This is a genomic window from Brumicola pallidula DSM 14239 = ACAM 615, from assembly GCF_000428905.1.
GTDB lineage: Bacteria > Pseudomonadota > Gammaproteobacteria > Enterobacterales > Alteromonadaceae > Glaciecola > Glaciecola pallidula.
This window is the reverse complement of sequence record NZ_KE386815.1, coordinates 1-18,229: the sequence shown is the minus strand read 5'-3', so window position 1 is coordinate 18,229 and position 18,229 is coordinate 1. Positions and strand designations below refer to the sequence as shown.

The following is an 18,229-nucleotide window of genomic DNA, read 5'->3' as shown; positions in this document are numbered from 1 at the left end:
GCGAAATAGACATGAGTTAAGTAGTATACTTGGCTAGTTATCAAAACCATATTAATCTTTGAAAAAAATAGAGGACATCATGACCGTCATTCGTCAACAAGACTTTATAGACAGTATTGAAGATGCATTACAATTTATCTCATATTATCACCCTTTAGATTACGTTAAGGCAGTTGAGGCTGCTTACAATCGCGAGGAAAGCAAAGCAGCAAAGGACGCTATGGCACAAATTCTAATTAACTCAAGAATGTCTGCTGAGGGCAAGCGTCCGCTTTGTCAAGATACAGGAATTGTGACTTGCTTCGTTAAACTTGGCATGGCGATAAGTTGGGATAAGACCGATATGACCGTTCAAGAAATGGTCGATGAAGGAACTCGTCGTGCTTATCTTAATCCCGACAACCCTCTAAGAGCTTCGATTGTTTCTGATCCTGCTGGCAATCGTATTAACACAAAAGACAACACACCTGCAGTCGTGCACATTGATACTGTTAAAGGCGAAAAAATAGAAGTCATGATAGCAGCCAAAGGCGGCGGTTCAGAAAACAAATCTAAAATGGTCATGCTAAACCCGAGTGACGATATAGCAGAGTGGGTGGTTAAAACATTGCCAACAATGGGAGCGGGTTGGTGTCCTCCGGGCATGTTAGGCATAGGCATTGGTGGAACAGCAGAAAAAGCCGCTGTTTTAGCCAAAGAAAGTTTAATGGATCCGGTTGATATTCAAGAATTAATGGAGCGTGGTGCGGTTACGACTGAAGAAAAACTGCGTTTAGATATATTTAAGAAAGTGAACGACTTAGGTATTGGTGCGCAGGGTTTAGGTGGCTTAACCACGGTCGTTGATGTCAAAATAAAATCAATGCCAACGCATGCAGCATCTAAACCGGTTGCTATGATCCCAAATTGTGCGGCAACACGTCATGCGCATTTTTACCTTGATGGTTCAGGTCCATCAGAGTTACAGCCACCTAATTTAGAAGACTGGCCAGAAGTGACTTGGGAAGTTAGTAAAGACACCAGACGGGTCAATCTGAATGATATTACTAAAGCTGATATTCAAGACTGGAGGGTGGGTGAAACTGTTCTACTTAGCGGTAAAATGTTGACGGGCCGAGACGCAGCGCACAAACGCATACAAATGATGTTGGATAATGGCGAGGGCTTGCCTGATGGCGTTGACTTAACAAACCGCTTTATTTATTACGTGGGTCCAGTTGATGCTGTTGGCAGCGAAGTTGTTGGTCCTGCTGGCCCAACAACGGCTACGCGCATGGATAAGTTTACTGACATGATGTTGGAGCAAACAGGCCTTATAGGCATGATAGGTAAAGCCGAACGCGGCCCAGCAACAGTTAAAAGTATTGCTAAGCACAAAGCGGTTTATCTAATGGCAGTAGGCGGTGCAGCTTACCTCGTATCTAAAGCAATTAAGAAGTCGCGGGTGGTTGCTTTCGAAGACTTAGGAATGGAAGCAATTTACGAGTTTGATGTTGTTGATATGCCAGTGACTGTTGCTGTAGATAGCACAGGTGCGAATGCACACGAAATAGGCCCTGCTATTTGGAAAGCGAATATTGCTGACTTAGATGCGGCTTTGAGAATGAAATAGCCTCTATTTATTAAATATTTATTAAATATTTATTAAAGATTTATTAAAGATTTATTATATCTTTGCTACATATTGCTACATGAGCAAATATAAACAGCGTAGCAACGAAGTAGGGTCCTTCAATTTGATGAGACCCTCTTATTATCAATTCACTTGTGTTTATCGATTTTCATTCAATCATTCAATCAATCAATTTATGCCCGAGCACTTGTGTGCTGATGTGGGCATATAAATAAAGAGCCTGAAAGGACAAGTACTCCATGTTACAACGGTTTATAAATATCGACGTCGCAATAGCATCAACAACTGCTGCGTTTGTTACCTTGCTGATCGTTTGGTTGATCGTTTATTTGATCATGCGGTCTCAATCAAGGGGTCAATTTAACTCAATCCAAGCGACGCACCAGTCAGAAAAAATACAACAGTCAGACGCGTATATTGATGAACTCAGTGAGCAAAAAAATCAATATGACAGTCAAATCCAAGGTTTTAAGCAACAGATTGCGTTAAATAGCCAATCTTTTAATCAATACGATGCTAAAATCGTCGAACTCCAAGATAGGCTGCAAAAAAATGAATTTGAATATAAGCAGCAGTTAGAGACAGGTCGCAACATAATCGCCGACAATCAACGCGAAATAGGGATTTTGAGTCAAAAGGCGGATGAATTACTGCGTGAGCAAAATGAAAACGCAGTATTTTCGAAGAAGTTGGAAGAAGTAAACGATAAATACACGAAATTACAAGCAAGTTATCACTCTCAACAAGCAGGTTTTGAGCAAGAAAGAAAGAGTTTCTCCGAAAAGTTAAGCTTGCTTGAAAATGCCGAAAAGCAGCTTTCGATACAATTTGAGAATTTAGCTAACAAAATTTTTGAGCAAAAATCAGAAAAGTTCACCAAAACCAGCGAGTCCGGAATAACCCAGCTAATAGCACCACTTAAAGATCAAATCGAATCATTTAAGCGCCAAGTGTCTGATCAATACGTCAAAGAAGGGCAAGAAAGAGCGTCTTTAAAAACCGAAATCCTCAGTTTGAAAGAACTCAACAAACAGATCACTGAAGAAGCCGCAGCCCTTACCAATGCATTAAAAGGGGACAACAAGCAACAAGGCAATTGGGGTGAACTGGTTTTAGAGCGAATACTAAGTGAATCTGGACTACGTAATGGTCATGAATACGAAACTCAGAAGTCGTTAAAAGACGACCATGGCAAACGATATCAGCCTGATGTTGTGGTTCATCTACCTAACGATAAAGACATTATCATTGACTCCAAAGTGTCACTAATAGCGCATGAGAGGTACGTTAATGCAAAAACTGATGATGACCGTAAACGTGCTATCAAAGAGCATATCAATTCGATAAGTGGTCACGTCAAAGGATTGAGTAAAAAAGACTATCAAGATTTAACCGGGGTAAGGACATTAGACTATGTACTGATGTTTATTCCAATCGAATCGGCTTTCATTTCAGCCATTGAGCATGCTCCTGAGCTTATAAAACTCGCGCTTGATAACCAAATAATGTTAGTCAGCCCAACCAATTTACTGGTTGCACTGCGGACAATTAATAATATTTGGCAATACGAATACCAAAATCAGAATGCAAATAAAATAGCGGACCAAGCGCGTAAGATGTATGACAAGTTCCATGGCTTTGTAACAGATATGGAAAAAATTGGTAGAAATGTTGACGCCACCGCAAAAGCATATGAAGCCGCTATGGGCAAATTATCTACCGGGCGAGGGAACTTAGTTAGACAAGCAGAGCAATTTAAAAAACTCGGTGTTACACCAACTAAATCGCTAGATGCTGGTTTGCTAGATGGCAGTCTAGATGATGAATATGACGATATTGATGACACTGAAGATATTCCAACAGACGCGTAGTTATCTGCAGCAACCTTAATTATAAGTTGCTGTTAAAATCGACTGTTTTCGATATTTAGGTTTTTATCACGACTGATATCGTTATATTCATCGTGAGATAAATCAAAACGATATAACAAGGTATAGAGCGCCTGTTGTTGCAATTGATTTTGGTCTTGTTTGGCAATATTAAACAAAGCCTCTTTTAACGCAGGCGACCTATCCAGAGTACCTGCCTGAATGGAATCCATGATAATCGATTGCATTGAGGTATTCGCATCGGTTGCGTTAAATGTATCAAGTGCCAATTGCTCTCTTTGTGTTGAACTACTAAAGCGAAGTAATTGACTAAAGTAATAAGGACTATCGGCGCTTTCACTGCTATCTATAGCGGCTTTGAGACGATCTGTGACTTGTTGGTTTTCAGTATGGCTCAATTCGTAGGGCATCAACATATCTAATGCGCTTAAGGCTTCATCATCTTTTCCACTAAAAATAGCGATATCTTTTAACGATGACGTAATCGAAGGGGATTTGATCCCGGTTCTTGCCACTAATTCTAAAAAGTTTGTTAAATTGGCCGGATCTGTGTTCACAAGAGTGTTTTCCATAACGCGTTGCATGGCCGGTTTACTCAACTCTTGTGGCAACCCCATTATGATAGAAACAAACATATAGCTCGCTTGAGAATCAATAGGGACTTGATCAAAATATTCCAATAGCAATGCAAGCTCACTATTAGAGGACACCAAAATCTTGCGAATGTCATCGATTTTTTTACCATATTCTTTATAGTCTGAATTTGATGTTGAATAAGTAACAAAGTCGTTGAACAAAGCGATAATATCGCCACTGTCGAGTATTATCGCAGTGTTATTTAATGCCCGGGTCTTGGCTACGTTCGTTGTATCTAACGCAGAATTTTGATGGTCAACAGGTGGATTAGTCGTTGGCGCAACGGTCAATGTGTTTAATTCGCTGTTAAGTTGCTTTGCTGTTTGAGCGTTTTCCGTCTTTGCGAAAGACAGTATTGATGTCAGTTTAGCGTTGCTGCCAGCTAAATAGCCAGCAACAAAGGTAATACATAAAATGCATGCTGTTAAAATGATTTTTGTCACTAAATTCATCGTTCTCTACCTTGCGCTGTTTATTAACACAAACCGGTTTACTAGAAAAAGACAAACAACTGAAGTAAATTACTTGTCTTGTACAGCGAAGCTGGTTGTAATGCTTACATTGCCGGTTAACATTAGCATAACGGAGCAATATTTTTCGGTGCTCAATTGCACAGCTCTTGCCAAATGCTTTTCATTTATATCTTTTCCTTGAACCACAAAGTGAGCGTGTATTTTAGTAAATTTTCGTGGTGCCGATTCAGCTCTTTCAGCTTCCAATTCACAGTAACAACCTTGCATTTTTTGGCGAGATTTGCGCATGATTTCAACCACATCAACAGAAGAGCAAGCACCTACTGAAATTAATACTGATTCCATTGGCGAGAGACCGTTACCGTTGCCATCTAGCTTAAGCTTTCGGCCATTATCCATTTCACCTTCAAAACTCAAACCATTTTCAGATGGCTCCCACACGACGGTTGCTTTCATTTAATCACCTATTTTTTTTCTACAATGGAAATGTGTGTTTTGCTCAATAATATCTTTTTATCTTTATAAAGCGTGCCAATTGCGCGCTTATAGGCGCCTTTACTAACGTGATAACGAGCAAATATTTCATCAGCAGAACTTTTATCAGTAACAGTTGAAATACCGCCATGCGCAACTAAATCCTCCATAATTTCAGTCGCTAGGTCTTTCCTCGCTTCTTTACCTTCTTTTTGCAACGATAAATCAATTTTACCATCTTCTCGTATTTGTTTTACAAATGCAGTGAGTTGGTCGCCAACAGCAAGTCTTTTAAACAAATCGCTTTTGAATAGCAAGCCTTGATATTGTTTATTGATGACGCATTTGAAGCCCAAAGAAGTCTCGTCAAAAACAATAACTGACACGGCTTCACCAACCGATAAATCATCGGTAGTTTCGTCCAAAAATCGATAGAGTTTAGTGCAACCTATCATTTTTCTATTATTCGCATCATCCAACAAGTAAACGACATAGCTTAAACCAATATCCATGGGTCTATGTTGCATTGATTTGGGCACTAACAAATCACGCTCTAATCCCCAATCAAAAAATGCACCGAAATCTGTTTCGCCGGTGCAGGTAAGCAAAGCAAAGTCATTAACTTTTATTGGAATGTCTTTTTGAGTTGCATGAAAACTGCCATCTTGTGAGTAATACACAAAGGCTTGTAGTGTTTGTCCCTCGACGAATTGACCATTTGCATCACTTAACGGAAGGAATACCGACCCATCTGAATCAGTTTGCGTACCCGAATAAGACAATGTGTAACCAAAGGGGAGTTCGTCGGTGACCATCAAATCATTCACTTGACCAATAATTGGCATTTAACACTCTCTTTTACATGATTTTTTAACGTTATGGCTTTAGTATAACAGCATTGAATTTTTCAACATCATGCTTAAGTTAGGTTCTATGAAATTAAACGCGGATTTAGGTGAGAGTTACGGGCATTGGCAGTTCGATGCTGATGCCGACATTATGCCATACATCGACATGGCTAATATTGCCTGCGGAGGCCATGCGGGCGATCCTATCGTTATGCATAAAACCATTATACTAGCTGCAAATCACGGCGTTCTAATTGGCGCACATCCTTCCTATCCAGATCTACAAGGTTTTGGTCGCCGAAGTATGCGCGTGCCACCCGAGGAACTCATACTCATTATTCAGGCTCAAGTAGCCACTTTGGATGGCCTTGCGAAATGCCAAGGTCAAGTGCTTAACCATGTGAAGCCCCATGGCGCGCTTTACAATGACATGATGGCGGATAGTTCGGTTAGGAAAGCCGTATTTTCTGCTATTGCCGGATTCTATATTGATTTACCCTTGGTAGTGCAAGCGGGCAGTCAAAACCAGGCTTTACGTATCGAAGCGCAGGAATTTGGAATTACCCTTTTGTTCGAAGCTTTTTGCGACCGCTTATACTTAGATTCTGGGCTGTTAATGCCGCGCAGTGATCCAAAAGCAGTGTTGAGTGCTGTTGAGTCTGTTGAACAAGCTCGACGTCTCATTCAATGCAATGAGGTTATTACCCCAAGTGGCGCTGTATTGTGTATTCAAGCCGATACAATTTGTGTACACGGTGACACGCCAGAAGCAATGCAGACAGCTGAGAAAATAAGAGTACTGCTGCAAGATCAATAAGGTTAAATAGTATGACAATAACAAATTATAAAGACCTTCTTGAAATTAGAACGGCTTCAGATTGTTGTGTCATAGTATACGTTGATGACACAACGATCGGTCTTGAATTAGCAAATATAGTCATTGAAATTCTGACCCGCGCTTTATTAGCCAATAGACCATCTTGGCTTTGTGAATATATTCCGTCGTATACTTCTTTGCTTATCGAGTTTTCACTATACGAAGTTGACCACCTTGCTGTGAATGCATTGTTGAAAAAATTAGCTAGCGAAGCCACTAATGAAATTAACCATTGCGTAGGTGAAAAATTAACCGCAACAACACAACTCAGTTGCGATCAAATTTCTGATACAAGCCGTAAAAATCTTGACGCACTTTCAACCGACAAACGCTTTCATCGAATTCCTGTGTGCTATCAGCTCAATTCGTTGCAGACTGATTTGGCTAAAGTGGCTAAAGACAAAAATATAAGTGAAGACATAGTGGTGAATTTACATTGTTCGAACGTGTATCGCGTGTTTGCGACAGGCTTTATGCCCGGCTTTGCCTATTTAGGAGAACTCCCTGTGGAACTGTCTCAACCAAGATTAAGTAAACCGCGTTCAAAAGTGCCCAAAGGTGCTGTTGCTATCGCCGATCGTCAAACGGCTATTTATCCAGATGAATCGCCAGGTGGTTGGCATATTATTGGCTATACGCCGCTTGAACTTTTATTTAACACTACGAATGTTAATAGTGTAGAAAGTGGTCATATTGAGGCACTGCTAAAACCGGGCGACTATGTCGAGTTTTACCCAGTAACTGAAAGCGAATATACAAATTGGGTGCATTCGTGAAAATAATGGCGACGGGCCTTAGTTCTCGGTTCACTGACTTGGGAAGAGTGGGTCATAAACATAAAGGCTTCACTCAATCAGGAGCACTTGATACGAATAGCCATATGCTTGCCAATGCTATAATGCAAGTGTCTATTACCAATCCAACCATTGAGGTACTCCTTGGCGGTTTTGAGGCTGTTGCAACGCAGGATACCGAGATTGCAGTGACGGGTGCCCAAGCAAGCGTATTGATTGACGATGTGCGTCAACCATTGAACCGTAAAATAGTTTGGAAAAAAGACGGGACGCTACGAATTATCGAGCCAGCGTTGGGCGCTAGGAATTACATCGCTTGTAATAAACGCTTCAAGACCCGCCTTTTTTTAGATTCTTGTTGTGCTGTGACGCGAGAGAAAACCGGTGGAATGAATTTTGATGGCAAAGGATTTCAGGTAGCGGATGTGCTGGAATATGAAACAGGCATACACAGCGCTGTATCGACCAATGCCTCTATAAATGTTCGACTGTCACCGATAGCACCGGATAGTAAAGGCATTGCACATAAAACGCTGACAACAATGGCTGTTCCCGCCACGACCTTGGCAAAAGTGTATGTTGTGAGAATAGTGTTGGGTTATCAACAGGCACTATTTGAGCATAAAATGAAAGCTCGCTTTTTTAATCAACGTTTTACTGTCAGCAATGAAGCTAGCAATATGGGCATAAGACTATCCGGCGGATCTATTGGAGAGATCGCAGTTAAGCTTTATTCCGAAGGTATTGCTAATGGCGCAATACAAATAACGCCTGACGGGTTACCTATCATCATGTTAGCTGAAAGACAGACTATTGGTGGTTATCCTAAAATTGGGAGTATTATTACGATTGACCTACCCAAATTAGGCCAGTGTCGCCCCGGCAGTATTATTCAATTTGAAGAGTGTGATGTATTAACTGCGCGACAAGAGTGGCTGCTTGGCCAAATAAGAATGAACAACTTTGCGCAAAATCAACTGAGTAGGAATGACTAACAATGAATAAAGTGTATTTGAATGGCGAGTTTGTAGATGCCAGTGAAGCTAAAATTTCTCCCATGGATAGAGGTTTTTTGTTTGGCGATGGCATTTATGAAGTCATCCCGACTTATTCTGGCAAACCGATTGGTTTGGGTTTGCATCTGCAGCGGATGAAAAACGGATTACACAGTGTTGGCATCAACTATGAAATTAACGCAGATATATGGGCTGGGATTATTGGTAAGCTTATTTCTCAGCAGTCTTCTGAATCGCAAGGCGTTTACGTGCATGTTAGCCGCGGTACAGATGGTAAACGTTTTCATGCATACCCTAAAAATGTAACACCGACAGTATTTGCTTATGCTTTTGATACACCGCCAAGCCAAAACGCCACAGCTGAAAAAGTGAAAGGGTTTCATGTTACTACCGGAGAAGATTTGCGGTGGCAGCGTTGTCACATTAAGTCGACGTCATTGTTAGGCAATGTGATGCATTTTCAACAAGGACAAGACGCCGGTGTTGATGAAATCATTCTATACAATGAGAACAAAGAAATTACCGAAGCGGCAGCGTGCAATGTCTTCATGGTAAAAGACAACATAATTTATACACCAGCACTGGATAACCATTTACTACCGGGCATAACACGACGTATTGCGATAGATGCTATTAGTCGGCACACCGATTATAAAGTGAATGAGTGCGTTGTTTCGTTACCTGATTTGCTAAATGCAGATGAAGTATGGATAACCAGTTCGAGTAAAGAAATTGGGCCGGTTTTATCAGTAGATGGTAAAAAAGTCGGCAATGGTAAGCAAGGACCAATATGGGTTGCGGCCCAAAATGCGTATAATAAATATAAATTTAACTGCTAAACAAAACGATGAATGCTTCCTATAAAAAAGTATTTCATCGCTTTTTTGTATTCAGATTACATCACTCAACGACAGGTTTTTATTGGTCGGCGTTTTCGCAATCTACCGTGTTGCATTCGCCGTACAGATACAAACTGTGGTTTGTCAGTTTCATGTTGTGTTGAGCTGCAATCTCGTCTTGGCGCCTTTCAATGACGTTATCTTCAAACTCAAACACTTTACCGCAACTTAAACACACTAAGTGGTCATGATGGTCTTTGTGACTAATTTCAAAAACAGATTTTCCGCCCTCAAAATGGTGCCGGTTTAAAATACCTGCATCGTCAAACTGGTTAAGAACGCGATAAACTGTTGCCAAGCCTATTTCTTCACCTTTCTCAAGCAATATTTTATACACATCTTCGGCGCTAATGTGTTGATTTTGAGGCCCTTGAAGAATTTCCAATATTTTCAAACGAGGTAATGTAACTTTCAGTCCTGCTTTTTTTAATTCTTTATTTTGGTCCATGGGAGACTTCGTTTTTGAAACTTAATGTACAGTATAGGTAAGTTGTAAAAATTTAACAGTATCAGTCGGAATATTTATCAGATAACCTGAGGCTGGTTGCAAAACAATGGCGTTGACAGGGTAGTTAACATCGAAATTTACAAAATATAAATTAAAAAGTTGCTTGTATAATGTACACATTATTAAATAAAGAGCACAGGTATGCCTGAATTGATGAAACTGAGGACGTGGAACTTGCGTTACAAAAAGACAGTTTTACTCAACTTTCCCTAAGTTTAACTGATGGCCTGAACTCACTGCAGACTTTTGTCGTTGATGATAATCAGTATCAATTGACAACTACGGTTGATTTAAGTAGTCAATATATTAGCTTTGGTGAAAAAATATTTACGGATATAAATGCCATTATTGCTATTAGAAAAGAGCTAGCAATCTCGAGTGAAAAAGCACTCAGTATAGCGGACGAAGCAAGCGCGCTAATGCTCGATTTAAGTTACTTAGAGGGCCATGAAAGAAACCTAGAACCGCTTATTGGGATGGGCAACAATGTTGATAATAAACTCACTTCCATACTTGGCTTTATTCAAGAATTGGCTCGGGCTGAGGAGCGTGGGCACATTCAGCAAACGATAGATGACATGCAATACAATACAACATCACGAACATAGATGCAGATGCAAAATATCTTAACCGACTAGCGGAAACAGTAGAAAATGACGGTGTGGTTGCCAGTTTCAATACCCAATTTGCTATTTTAAATACGGTGTTGTCTGGAGATATGGGTATCTATGCATTACAAATGAAACGGTTAGGCTTGATTGAAGCAATCAATCAATCCTACAAAGATGCGAATTTGGCGCTCAATCAAACTACTGAAATATTAAGTACGCTGACCGCAAGCGTCAATGCGGCCACTTTGCAAGGCCAAGAAGATATTTTAAATACGGTTGAAAGTAATGAGATTAAAAATATTCTAGTCTCGATTATCTGTATTACCGCAACTATTATACTGGCACTGATAGCAATACGAAGCATTGCAAAGCCATTAAAAGAAGTTAACCAGCGATTAAAAGTATTGAGTAGTGGTGATCTAAGTCACCGAATGGACGACGGAGGTTATGATGAGTTTGCCGAATTATCAAAAAACATTAATAAACTTATTGATTCATTGCAAACCTTAGTAGGTAGCATCCATGAGCAAGAACAAGTGCTGACTGAGGTTATCAATAGCAGCATTGAAATGGGCGATAGAAGTCTGCAGCAAGTGGCTATGCAGCAACATCAAATCAGTCAGAAATCAGTCAATACGCTGCAAGTAAAGGAAACGAGTTTAAATAATTTACGACAAATTGAAGCTTCCAGAGAACAAATGACACAAGCTATTGCACAAATTGACACCGTCATATCATTGGTTGATCAGAGCCGCAAGCAAGTTGATGAACAAGCACAGCAAGCCGTGCAGTCTGCAATAATAATCCATAGACTGGGTGATAACAGCAATAAAATTGGTCGTATTTTAGATGTTATTAAAACCATCTCCAAACAAACTAATTTGTTAGCACTTAACGCTGCCATAGAAGCGGCTAGAGCGGGTGAGGAAGGCGGAGGCTTTGCTGTTGTTGCTGATGAGGTCAGAACGCTAGCAACCAGAACGCACAAATCGACCGAAGAAATTGAGCAAATGATAGTCGCGTTGCAAAAAGACGCAAACCAAGCGGTTCAGGCGATAAACCTGGGAACCACGCAAGTTGAGAAGGGTGTTGTACTAACACAACAAGTGACCACTGAAGTGTCTGATATCAGAGGGATAATTGAAGCTCTAGCTGCGGTAAGCAGTCAGATCGTTGGTGATACGCAAAGTCAAGAAGTGCTATTAGATGATGTTGTTGTCAGCTTAAAGAGCATTGTCGAGCTAGCGGAAAACAGCGCACAAAGTACACAAGAATCCAATCGTGCAACCCATCAATTAGGTGAACAAATGAGTTCGTTAAAACAGGCTGTTTTGAAATTTAGATTGTAGTGAATGGTGTATTTTTAAAGCAGGAAAACAGGTGTTGTATTGGGTCTTAGCAGACTTTACTAAGACCCGATATACACATTGTGGTTAGTTATAACTCAATATTTGGACGTGTTCCCATGCCGGGACCAAACACAACTGCATTTAATAGCAATCTGTTAGTCCCTAAGGTAGCCCCTCTAAATATAGGTTCACCAGAGAACATGATGATTTGACCATTACCAACACTTTCTCTTGTTAAGTAAGCAGAGTTGGCGATGCGTTGAGCTGCCTCTGGCCACAACAATCCACTCATACGAACATGAAGCTCTTTGTCTTTGGGCAAAGTGTACCAACCGATAGCCTTTGTTTTATCTTCGTCATCGTCGTCTTTGGATTTCGTTTCTTGCTTTTTATCCGCATAAACGCCTACGGTCACAACCGCTTGCGCATTTTCAGGAACAATTAGCACGGGCTGTCGTCCATACAATAAAGGTAGGGTTTTTGAGGTGCCAAAAGTTAGCCAATGTTGTGTGTCAACATTGCCAGAAACCATCGCACCTGCAGGCATGAAAAGCTTTTGCCATGCATTGCGTTTTTCAAGGTCTTCTTTACTCAGTCTTTTAGGTGCATCATCCCAAGGGTAATCCACATCTTCTTGCACGGTCATTGCAAAATAGTCTTTCATATCGCCTAACGGTTCTTGTGCAAGCAGTCTGCGTTGCAGTGCAATATCATATTTTTCTGAATCATCTAGGATATCGTCAAGCAACTTCACTTTACTGAAATCTTTTGATGCAATAGCTTGAGTTGAGCCTTCATGCGTAATCAACGTCCCGCCTTGTTCAACCCAGCTTTTTATGGTGTCTATTGTAGTGTCCGAGATTGATCGAGAGTTAGGCATAATTATTACGTTGTAGCGACGTAAGTCGGTACGCGAAATTGTAGATGAGTCTAATTGAGAATGGCGAATTCCTAAATGCGTATCTAAGCTCCACCAAGTCACACCAACATCATTGCTGCTTATTCCTGTTTGGCTAATGATGGCAATTTGTGGTTGACTTAAAAGCGCAAAGTGTTCGCCACCCCATTCTGGCATGTCACCAGTGCCGTAACCTGTTTTTATGTTTTGAATAGATAATGAGGTTTCTGCTGCTGTTTCGTTAATCAAGGCGATTAAATTAGCCTTGCTTGGATTGTCAGTGATGGTAACCACGACGGAGCCTCGCACTAAGGTTTCTTGTCCGAGTTGGCTCGCTTTGTCGATCACACGAACCTGCACTCCACGCTCCATTAGCCTTGCAGCAAAAGCCACTGAGGCATCATCATCACCGTTAACTGCCCAAGCAATTGCATCTGCTGTTGCGCTAACTTTGGCTGCATTATTAGCCGAATAGCGGCTAATATCATCCGTTACATTGGTAGGTAAGGTCAGTGCCTCTAAGCCATACATCATTGTTAAGTTCCAAGCAGAAGTGTCATACATAATAGATTGACCTTCACGCAGCAGCTTTTGCCTTTCTTGTTGCACCGTTGCGGGTAAAAGTTGTGCATCAAACTCCATTATTGCAGATAGAAGGCGAGCTTCTGGCTGACGATTAGGAATAATTAAGCTACCTTTCGGTATCGTTGTTGTTTGCGTTTTACCTAAGTGATTGCTTGCATCTTTTGCTTGAAAGCTTTTGTCGGCCACGTACACTTCAATATCTTGCGCTTGCAGTTTTTCAACCAAGGTATTCATGCGAGTTTGGTTATTATTCGCTAACACAACGTAGGTTTTATTCGCATACTGACTGTCTTTTTTAAGGATCGATTTTCTGTCACTCCAATAATCTTGGTACATCTCCTTACTGTATTTGTGCAATGACTCTAAGTTCGCCATCGTACTAACAAACTGATGATGAACCGATTCTTTATAGGTTTGAATTGTACCCTCTGGCCGTCTCACACCGTCTTCAGCCATGCGTGATTGTTCATACAAAATATGCATAGAACCTCTGTACTCAGCATAGTTTGAGTAGCCAGGATACCAGTTTTCAAACCATTCTCCGGTGTAGTAACGCCATCCTTTTTCATCAAACGCAGCACCTTGCTCAACTGAAAATGTTTTTGCCCATTTTTGTACGCTAGATGCAATATTGAAATTAAGTGGCTGTCTCGGTGGCCCCATTAAATAGGTGTCTTGCGGTCCCATTTCATGACCATCAATCATTAACTGAGGACGCCATTTGTTGATTAGCGATACTCTGCCTTTTGTTTCTGGTTGAGTTAGGTAAAAGAAGTCGCGGTTTAAGTCAAAAAAGTAATGGTTTGTGCGACCATAAGGCCAATCCCCGCGATGCAGTAATGATTGATCGTCAACATTGGGGGCAGTTCCTCGATATTGTTCAAGTGACTTTGCAAAACGGTCGCGACCATCAGGATTCATGATGGGGTCGATAACAATTATCATATCCTCAAGCATTTGTTTTACTTTTGGATCATCTGAAGCGGCATAATGATAAATAGACGTTAATGCGGCATCAGAACCCGAGGTTTCGTTGCCGTGAATAGAATATGCCATCCATGCTATTGCGGGTAATTCTTCAATAATTTGTGACGCTTGTGTGTCGGATGTTTTTCTCGGGTCTGAAAGAGCGTCCAACTTTGCTAAAATCTCATCCATTTTTGCCAAGTTTTTAGGACTTGAAATGAAAACTGCATGCAACGGTCTACCTTCATGACTTTTCGCGTACTCAATTACATGCAAGCGATCGGTTTGGGTTTCCCAAGTCTGAATTAATTGGTTAATTTGAACCGGTGTCGCAACACGTTGACCAATAGGGAACCCAAGAATAGTGTCAGGGTGGGTCAAGGCTTCGTTGTAATTACCGCTGAACATTTGAGATTGATAGTCTAAATCGGCGTTATAGGTGGGTTTCATTAATAAACTTGCATGACTGACGCCAATCGATAATGCAAGTAATCCTGCGCAAATTGCAGCGCTAATAGGCTTTCGCATAACTTTTCCTTTTATCGTTATAATAATTATATTTCCTGTCCTTATTGTGCGACAAAAATGACATATATGACAAGCTAAGATTTAAGATTATGTTGGCTGTAGTAAACTGACAATAGTGTATCGTCCGCAACAATAATCAATCAGATACAACGCCGACAGCGGTGCTTATTGAGGCGAAAGAGATGGCGAAGGTAGCCTCAACATCGGCGTTGATTTCAAGGTTCAATGCGCTGTGAATTTCATATACTTTGGCATTATACAGGCACTTAGCGTATCAGCAGAACAAAGCACAAGTTTACAGGTTACGAGGGCTGAAAATTTTCTTTAATGTAAGGTGGACATTAGGAGCAGTGCGCTTTAGAACTTCTAAGCCTTTGAGCGTAAAAGTTGATCTACTTTTTCCTTTACCAAATGTTAGTTGTCTGTAGATCAGTAGAAAGTCTTCTAGATCAAAGGTAACGTCCACATTTTTGTCTTCTGGTTTTACACCAAAATAAGTCTCTTTGATAACTTTGTCTCTTAACAACAGACCTTTTGCCTCGAAGTAATCAATAAATGCTCACTCAATTCCTTAGCCGCGGCTATAGCGCTGGCGCCATGTGCGGTGCCAACCTCGAGAACATCCGCTTTCGCGTTTTTAGCAGCTTCAGATATCGCCGTGTAAACCGACGCTGGTAGCATTCCGTTAGCGCTAGTAACTAGCTTTTCAAAATTAAACTGCAACGTCACATTCCGGTTAAATTGGTATTCTTTGAGCCTACAAGAATTATAATATAGATTCAATATAAATGAACCGCCATTCCTACTTGGGACATCTGTGTTTCCATTGACCAAGAATAGAGAGCCTATATTTGGTCATAAAAGAGTAGTCCCAACTTGCTAGCAACGCTAATATCGGGTCTAAGCAAAACACGCGTTTGCTTGTTAGTATTCTAAAAACGCAAGGACAAGCAGCTTAAGCCTCCATCCAGTTTTTGAAATTCAGACATAGCGACTTCGCGTGTTTTATACCCTAATTGTTGGATCGCATGCAGCGCCTTAGGAAATCCTTTGGGTACCAATACAGTGCCATTTATCCATACGCTGTTGGCTGCGTAGTCTTCATCCTTATCAATCTTAATAGCATTAAACTGCGTAAAATCAGGATGCGTGTTCATTTCACCAAAAGTGAGCAGGTTATTCTTTTCTAAATAGCTTAAGCCTGTTTTTAAGTGTAATAATTCTGACATTTCGACCATTGAACCCGATAAATTATGCTTGACTAATATTCTGATCATTTGTGTTGCGCCCTCGACATTGGTGCGTGCTGATAGGCCAATGTAAAAATGATCATCTACCATCATAATATCACCGGCTTCCACATGACCGGTTAAATTGATGCGTTCAATGTTGGGGTAAAATAGTTTAATGGCATCTTCTATATGCGACACTTCTCCTCTGCGGCTTAGTGCACCAGGGTGAGTTAAAATAGCGCACTTGCGTGTTAGTAAGGCAACGTCTTCCACAAAGCATGAATCTGGATAGTCTTCTATTGCAGGCAGCTCGGTAACCTGTAACCCACATTCTTTAAGAGCCCTAATATAATCATGATGCTGTGCACAGGCTAAGTTGTAATCGGGTAAGCCCATATTCGCTTCGGTAAGTCCGCTCAGCATTGCTAGGCAGGGTTTGCGCACAATTGCTCTGGTAAACATGTTTGCTCCTAATATTTATTGATATATGACCCATGCACCAATGATGGCCAATAATGAAAACAAAGTGGCTAGTATAGCGATGGTTAGATGAAAAACACTAATATTTTGACTTTGCTTATGGTCTTTCCATTGTAGCTTTATACTTGCCAATCCTGTGCCTAAATAAACAATTAGCACAGCGAAAGTGGCAATAATCAACAAATATTCATAACTGCTGATGAGTGATTCACTGTTATTAAACAATAACAAAATTATGCCCAAAGTACTTGAAAATAACAATGCGCGTACGGGGGTTCCTTGCGAATTTTGTTGCCTAAAATACGAAGGAAACAAGCCGTCTCTTGCACCTGCTAACATAATAGTGCCAGTGATCATAATACACACATTTAAAGTGCCGCTAATCGCGAATAATGCGCCTATAGTTATAATGATGGCGCCCGAGTTGCCAACAAGTATTTGTGCCGCATCAGCAAAAGGTGAGGTAGATTGTTGTAATTCTGCCAAGGAAATAGTAGACATTAATCCTAACATGGCGACCATATACACAATTAGTGCGGTTAGTGTGCCTAATATAGAGGCTCTGGGAATAGTTTTTTTAGGCTCGATGGTGTCTTCTGATGGCAATGTCGCCGACTCGACGCCAATAAAAGCAAACATGATCAACAAGCATAATCCCGCCACCATGTGAAATAGCGAATTATTGTCAGGTTTAATCGCTGGGATCTCCTTTACTTCGCCAAACATGATCCCAGCGACACCGATAAATATCAAAGGTAGGATCTTGAGTACAGTGGTTATAAGCTGAACTGTGCTCGCTTCACGAACACCACGAATGTTGATAAACGTAAACAACATAATAATACAAATGGCAAAAGTTGCGCTGTACAGCGGATTATTGTCGAGAAAGGGCAGATAGGCCTTACTATACCCCGTAAACGCCAGCGCAAGAGCTGCTACCGAGGCGACTAATGACAACCAATATCCCCAAGCCACAATGGCCGCCCATTTGGATCCGAAAGCATCATGTACATAAAAGTAAGGGCCGCCTAAACCAGGCTTTCTGGATGATAAATAAATATAGGTTAAGGCTAGGCATATAGCGCCAAACCCGGTTACCGCCCAGCCAATGAAACTATAGCTACCATAACCGGCAAGTAAGGCTGGCATAGTTAAAATTCCTGAGCCTATCATCATGCCTGCCACTAATGCCCAAGAGCGCCATATTCCATTTGTTTTAGTGTGGCGTTTGCTGTTGCTCGATGTACTTGCGGATCACAGCAATTGGCGCACCACCACAGCTCCCCGCAAAGTAGCTAGGCGACCACAATGCGCCGCCCCATAGCTTTTTTTGAATGCTTGGATATTTTTTCTTCCGGATCATTAAACTCGATATCCCCTTGAGGCTGTTCACCAGTTTCGACACTGCCACTTTAGGCGGATAGTTCACTAATAGGTGAACATGATCGTCCTCGCCGTCGAACTCGATTAGTTCTGCCTCAAAATCAATACAGACACTGGCGAATATCGGACGCAGCCCGTCAAGGATCTCTT

General features: G+C 41.1%; 17 protein-coding genes. 8 read left to right on the top strand and 9 right to left on the bottom strand.

Annotated features, from left to right (window positions below):
- Positions 1-79: 79 nt before the first annotated feature.
- Both G399_RS0113970 and G399_RS0113965 read left to right on the top strand, forming a co-directional pair.
- On the top strand, positions 80-1,612 hold the full coding sequence (locus tag G399_RS0113970) for a fumarate hydratase (RefSeq protein ID WP_006010122.1): 1,533 nt from the start codon (positions 80-82) through the stop codon (positions 1,610-1,612).
- A gap of 260 nt (positions 1,613-1,872) precedes the next feature.
- A complete protein-coding gene (locus G399_RS0113965) occupies positions 1,873-3,504 on the top strand; it encodes a DNA recombination protein RmuC (RefSeq protein WP_006010121.1) in 1,632 nt (543 codons plus the stop codon).
- A gap of 32 nt (positions 3,505-3,536) precedes the next feature.
- Here G399_RS0113965 and G399_RS0113960 read toward each other — a convergent pair whose 3' ends face one another.
- The 3 genes from G399_RS0113960 to G399_RS0113950 all read right to left on the bottom strand — a co-directional run bounded on the left by G399_RS0113960 (position 3,537) and on the right by G399_RS0113950 (position 5,950).
- Complete coding sequence (locus tag G399_RS0113960) at positions 3,537-4,610, bottom strand: hypothetical protein (RefSeq protein WP_006010120.1); 1,074 nt, start codon at positions 4,608-4,610, stop codon at positions 3,537-3,539.
- Between the two features lie 69 nt (positions 4,611-4,679).
- Positions 4,680-5,087, bottom strand: coding sequence for an OsmC family protein (locus G399_RS0113955; RefSeq protein WP_006010119.1), 408 nt, complete (start codon positions 5,085-5,087; stop codon positions 4,680-4,682).
- 8 nt (positions 5,088-5,095) lie between these two features.
- Positions 5,096-5,950 (bottom strand): CvfB family protein, encoded by an 855-nt coding sequence (locus G399_RS0113950; protein WP_006010118.1) that lies wholly within the window; start codon positions 5,948-5,950, stop codon positions 5,096-5,098.
- A gap of 88 nt (positions 5,951-6,038) precedes the next feature.
- Here G399_RS0113950 and G399_RS0113945 point away from each other — a divergent pair, with 88 nt between their 5' ends.
- The 4 genes from G399_RS0113945 to G399_RS0113930 are packed head-to-tail and all read left to right on the top strand — an operon-like array spanning position 6,039 to position 9,479.
- Entirely contained in the window at positions 6,039-6,770 is a 732-nt protein-coding gene (locus G399_RS0113945; protein WP_006010117.1) for a 5-oxoprolinase subunit PxpA, read from the top strand.
- 11 nt (positions 6,771-6,781) lie between these two features.
- A complete protein-coding gene (locus G399_RS0113940; protein ID WP_006010116.1) occupies positions 6,782-7,606 on the top strand; it encodes a 5-oxoprolinase subunit B family protein in 825 nt (274 codons plus the stop codon).
- 5 nt (positions 7,607-7,611) lie between these two features.
- Entirely contained in the window at positions 7,612-8,619 is a 1,008-nt protein-coding gene (locus G399_RS0113935; protein WP_226988945.1) for a 5-oxoprolinase subunit C family protein, read from the top strand.
- A 2-nt stretch (positions 8,620-8,621) separates the two neighbouring features.
- Complete coding sequence (locus G399_RS0113930) at positions 8,622-9,479, top strand: aminotransferase class IV (RefSeq protein ID WP_006010114.1); 858 nt, start codon at positions 8,622-8,624, stop codon at positions 9,477-9,479.
- Positions 9,480-9,558: 79 nt separating this feature from the next.
- On the opposite strand, the gene fur is transcribed toward G399_RS0113930, so the two are convergent.
- Positions 9,559-9,987: a ferric iron uptake transcriptional regulator gene (fur, locus tag G399_RS0113925; RefSeq protein WP_006010113.1), complete on the bottom strand. Its 429-nt coding sequence runs from the start codon at positions 9,985-9,987 to the stop codon at positions 9,559-9,561.
- Between the two features lie 227 nt (positions 9,988-10,214).
- On the opposite strand from fur, the gene G399_RS21330 reads away from it, so the two are divergent.
- Entirely contained in the window at positions 10,215-10,655 is a 441-nt protein-coding gene (locus G399_RS21330) for a hypothetical protein (protein ID WP_051288581.1), read from the top strand.
- A 53-nt stretch (positions 10,656-10,708) separates the two neighbouring features.
- The gene (locus G399_RS20785; protein ID WP_051288579.1) at positions 10,709-12,007 is read left to right on the top strand and encodes a methyl-accepting chemotaxis protein; all 1,299 of its coding nucleotides are present in this window, start codon (positions 10,709-10,711) and stop codon (positions 12,005-12,007) included.
- Positions 12,008-12,095: 88 nt separating this feature from the next.
- Here G399_RS20785 and G399_RS0113915 read toward each other — a convergent pair whose 3' ends face one another.
- From G399_RS0113915 to tnpA, 5 genes are all read right to left on the bottom strand, one after another.
- Positions 12,096-14,984, bottom strand: a complete 2,889-nt coding sequence (locus tag G399_RS0113915; RefSeq protein ID WP_006010111.1) for a M14 family metallopeptidase — start codon at positions 14,982-14,984, stop codon at positions 12,096-12,098.
- A 519-nt stretch (positions 14,985-15,503) separates the two neighbouring features.
- Positions 15,504-15,707: a hypothetical protein gene (locus G399_RS22075; protein ID WP_006010109.1), complete on the bottom strand. Its 204-nt coding sequence runs from the start codon at positions 15,705-15,707 to the stop codon at positions 15,504-15,506.
- Positions 15,708-15,916: 209 nt separating this feature from the next.
- A complete protein-coding gene (locus G399_RS0113900) occupies positions 15,917-16,678 on the bottom strand; it encodes a dimethylarginine dimethylaminohydrolase family protein (RefSeq protein WP_006010107.1) in 762 nt (253 codons plus the stop codon).
- A 15-nt stretch (positions 16,679-16,693) separates the two neighbouring features.
- Positions 16,694-17,902, bottom strand: coding sequence for an APC family permease (locus G399_RS0113895; protein ID WP_226988944.1), 1,209 nt, complete (start codon positions 17,900-17,902; stop codon positions 16,694-16,696).
- A 10-nt stretch (positions 17,903-17,912) separates the two neighbouring features.
- On the bottom strand, positions 17,913-18,229 hold a 317-nt coding region (gene tnpA, locus G399_RS0113890), incomplete at its 5' end, for an IS200/IS605 family transposase (RefSeq protein WP_026843746.1).

Bases quoted from the DNA above. Each gene is read 5' to 3' on its own strand.
- G399_RS0113950 (WP_006010118.1), bottom strand. From the start codon at position 5,950: ATGCCAATTATTGGTCAAGTGAATGATTTGATGGTCACCGACGAACTC.
- G399_RS0113955 (WP_006010119.1), bottom strand. From the start codon at position 5,087: ATGAAAGCAACCGTCGTGTGGGAGCCATCTGAAAATGGTTTGAGTTTT.
- G399_RS0113970 (WP_006010122.1), top strand. From the start codon at position 80: ATGACCGTCATTCGTCAACAAGACTTTATAGACAGTATTGAAGATGCA.
- G399_RS0113965 (WP_006010121.1), top strand. From the start codon at position 1,873: ATGTTACAACGGTTTATAAATATCGACGTCGCAATAGCATCAACAACT.
- G399_RS0113935 (WP_226988945.1), top strand. From the start codon at position 7,612: ATGGCGACGGGCCTTAGTTCTCGGTTCACTGACTTGGGAAGAGTGGGT.
- G399_RS0113930 (WP_006010114.1), top strand. From the start codon at position 8,622: ATGAATAAAGTGTATTTGAATGGCGAGTTTGTAGATGCCAGTGAAGCT.
- G399_RS0113900 (WP_006010107.1), bottom strand. From the start codon at position 16,678: ATGTTTACCAGAGCAATTGTGCGCAAACCCTGCCTAGCAATGCTGAGC.
- G399_RS0113960 (WP_006010120.1), bottom strand. From the start codon at position 4,610: ATGAATTTAGTGACAAAAATCATTTTAACAGCATGCATTTTATGTATT.
- G399_RS0113915 (WP_006010111.1), bottom strand. From the start codon at position 14,984: ATGCGAAAGCCTATTAGCGCTGCAATTTGCGCAGGATTACTTGCATTA.
- G399_RS0113945 (WP_006010117.1), top strand. From the start codon at position 6,039: ATGAAATTAAACGCGGATTTAGGTGAGAGTTACGGGCATTGGCAGTTC.
- fur (WP_006010113.1), bottom strand. From the start codon at position 9,987: ATGGACCAAAATAAAGAATTAAAAAAAGCAGGACTGAAAGTTACATTA.
- G399_RS0113940 (WP_006010116.1), top strand. From the start codon at position 6,782: ATGACAATAACAAATTATAAAGACCTTCTTGAAATTAGAACGGCTTCA.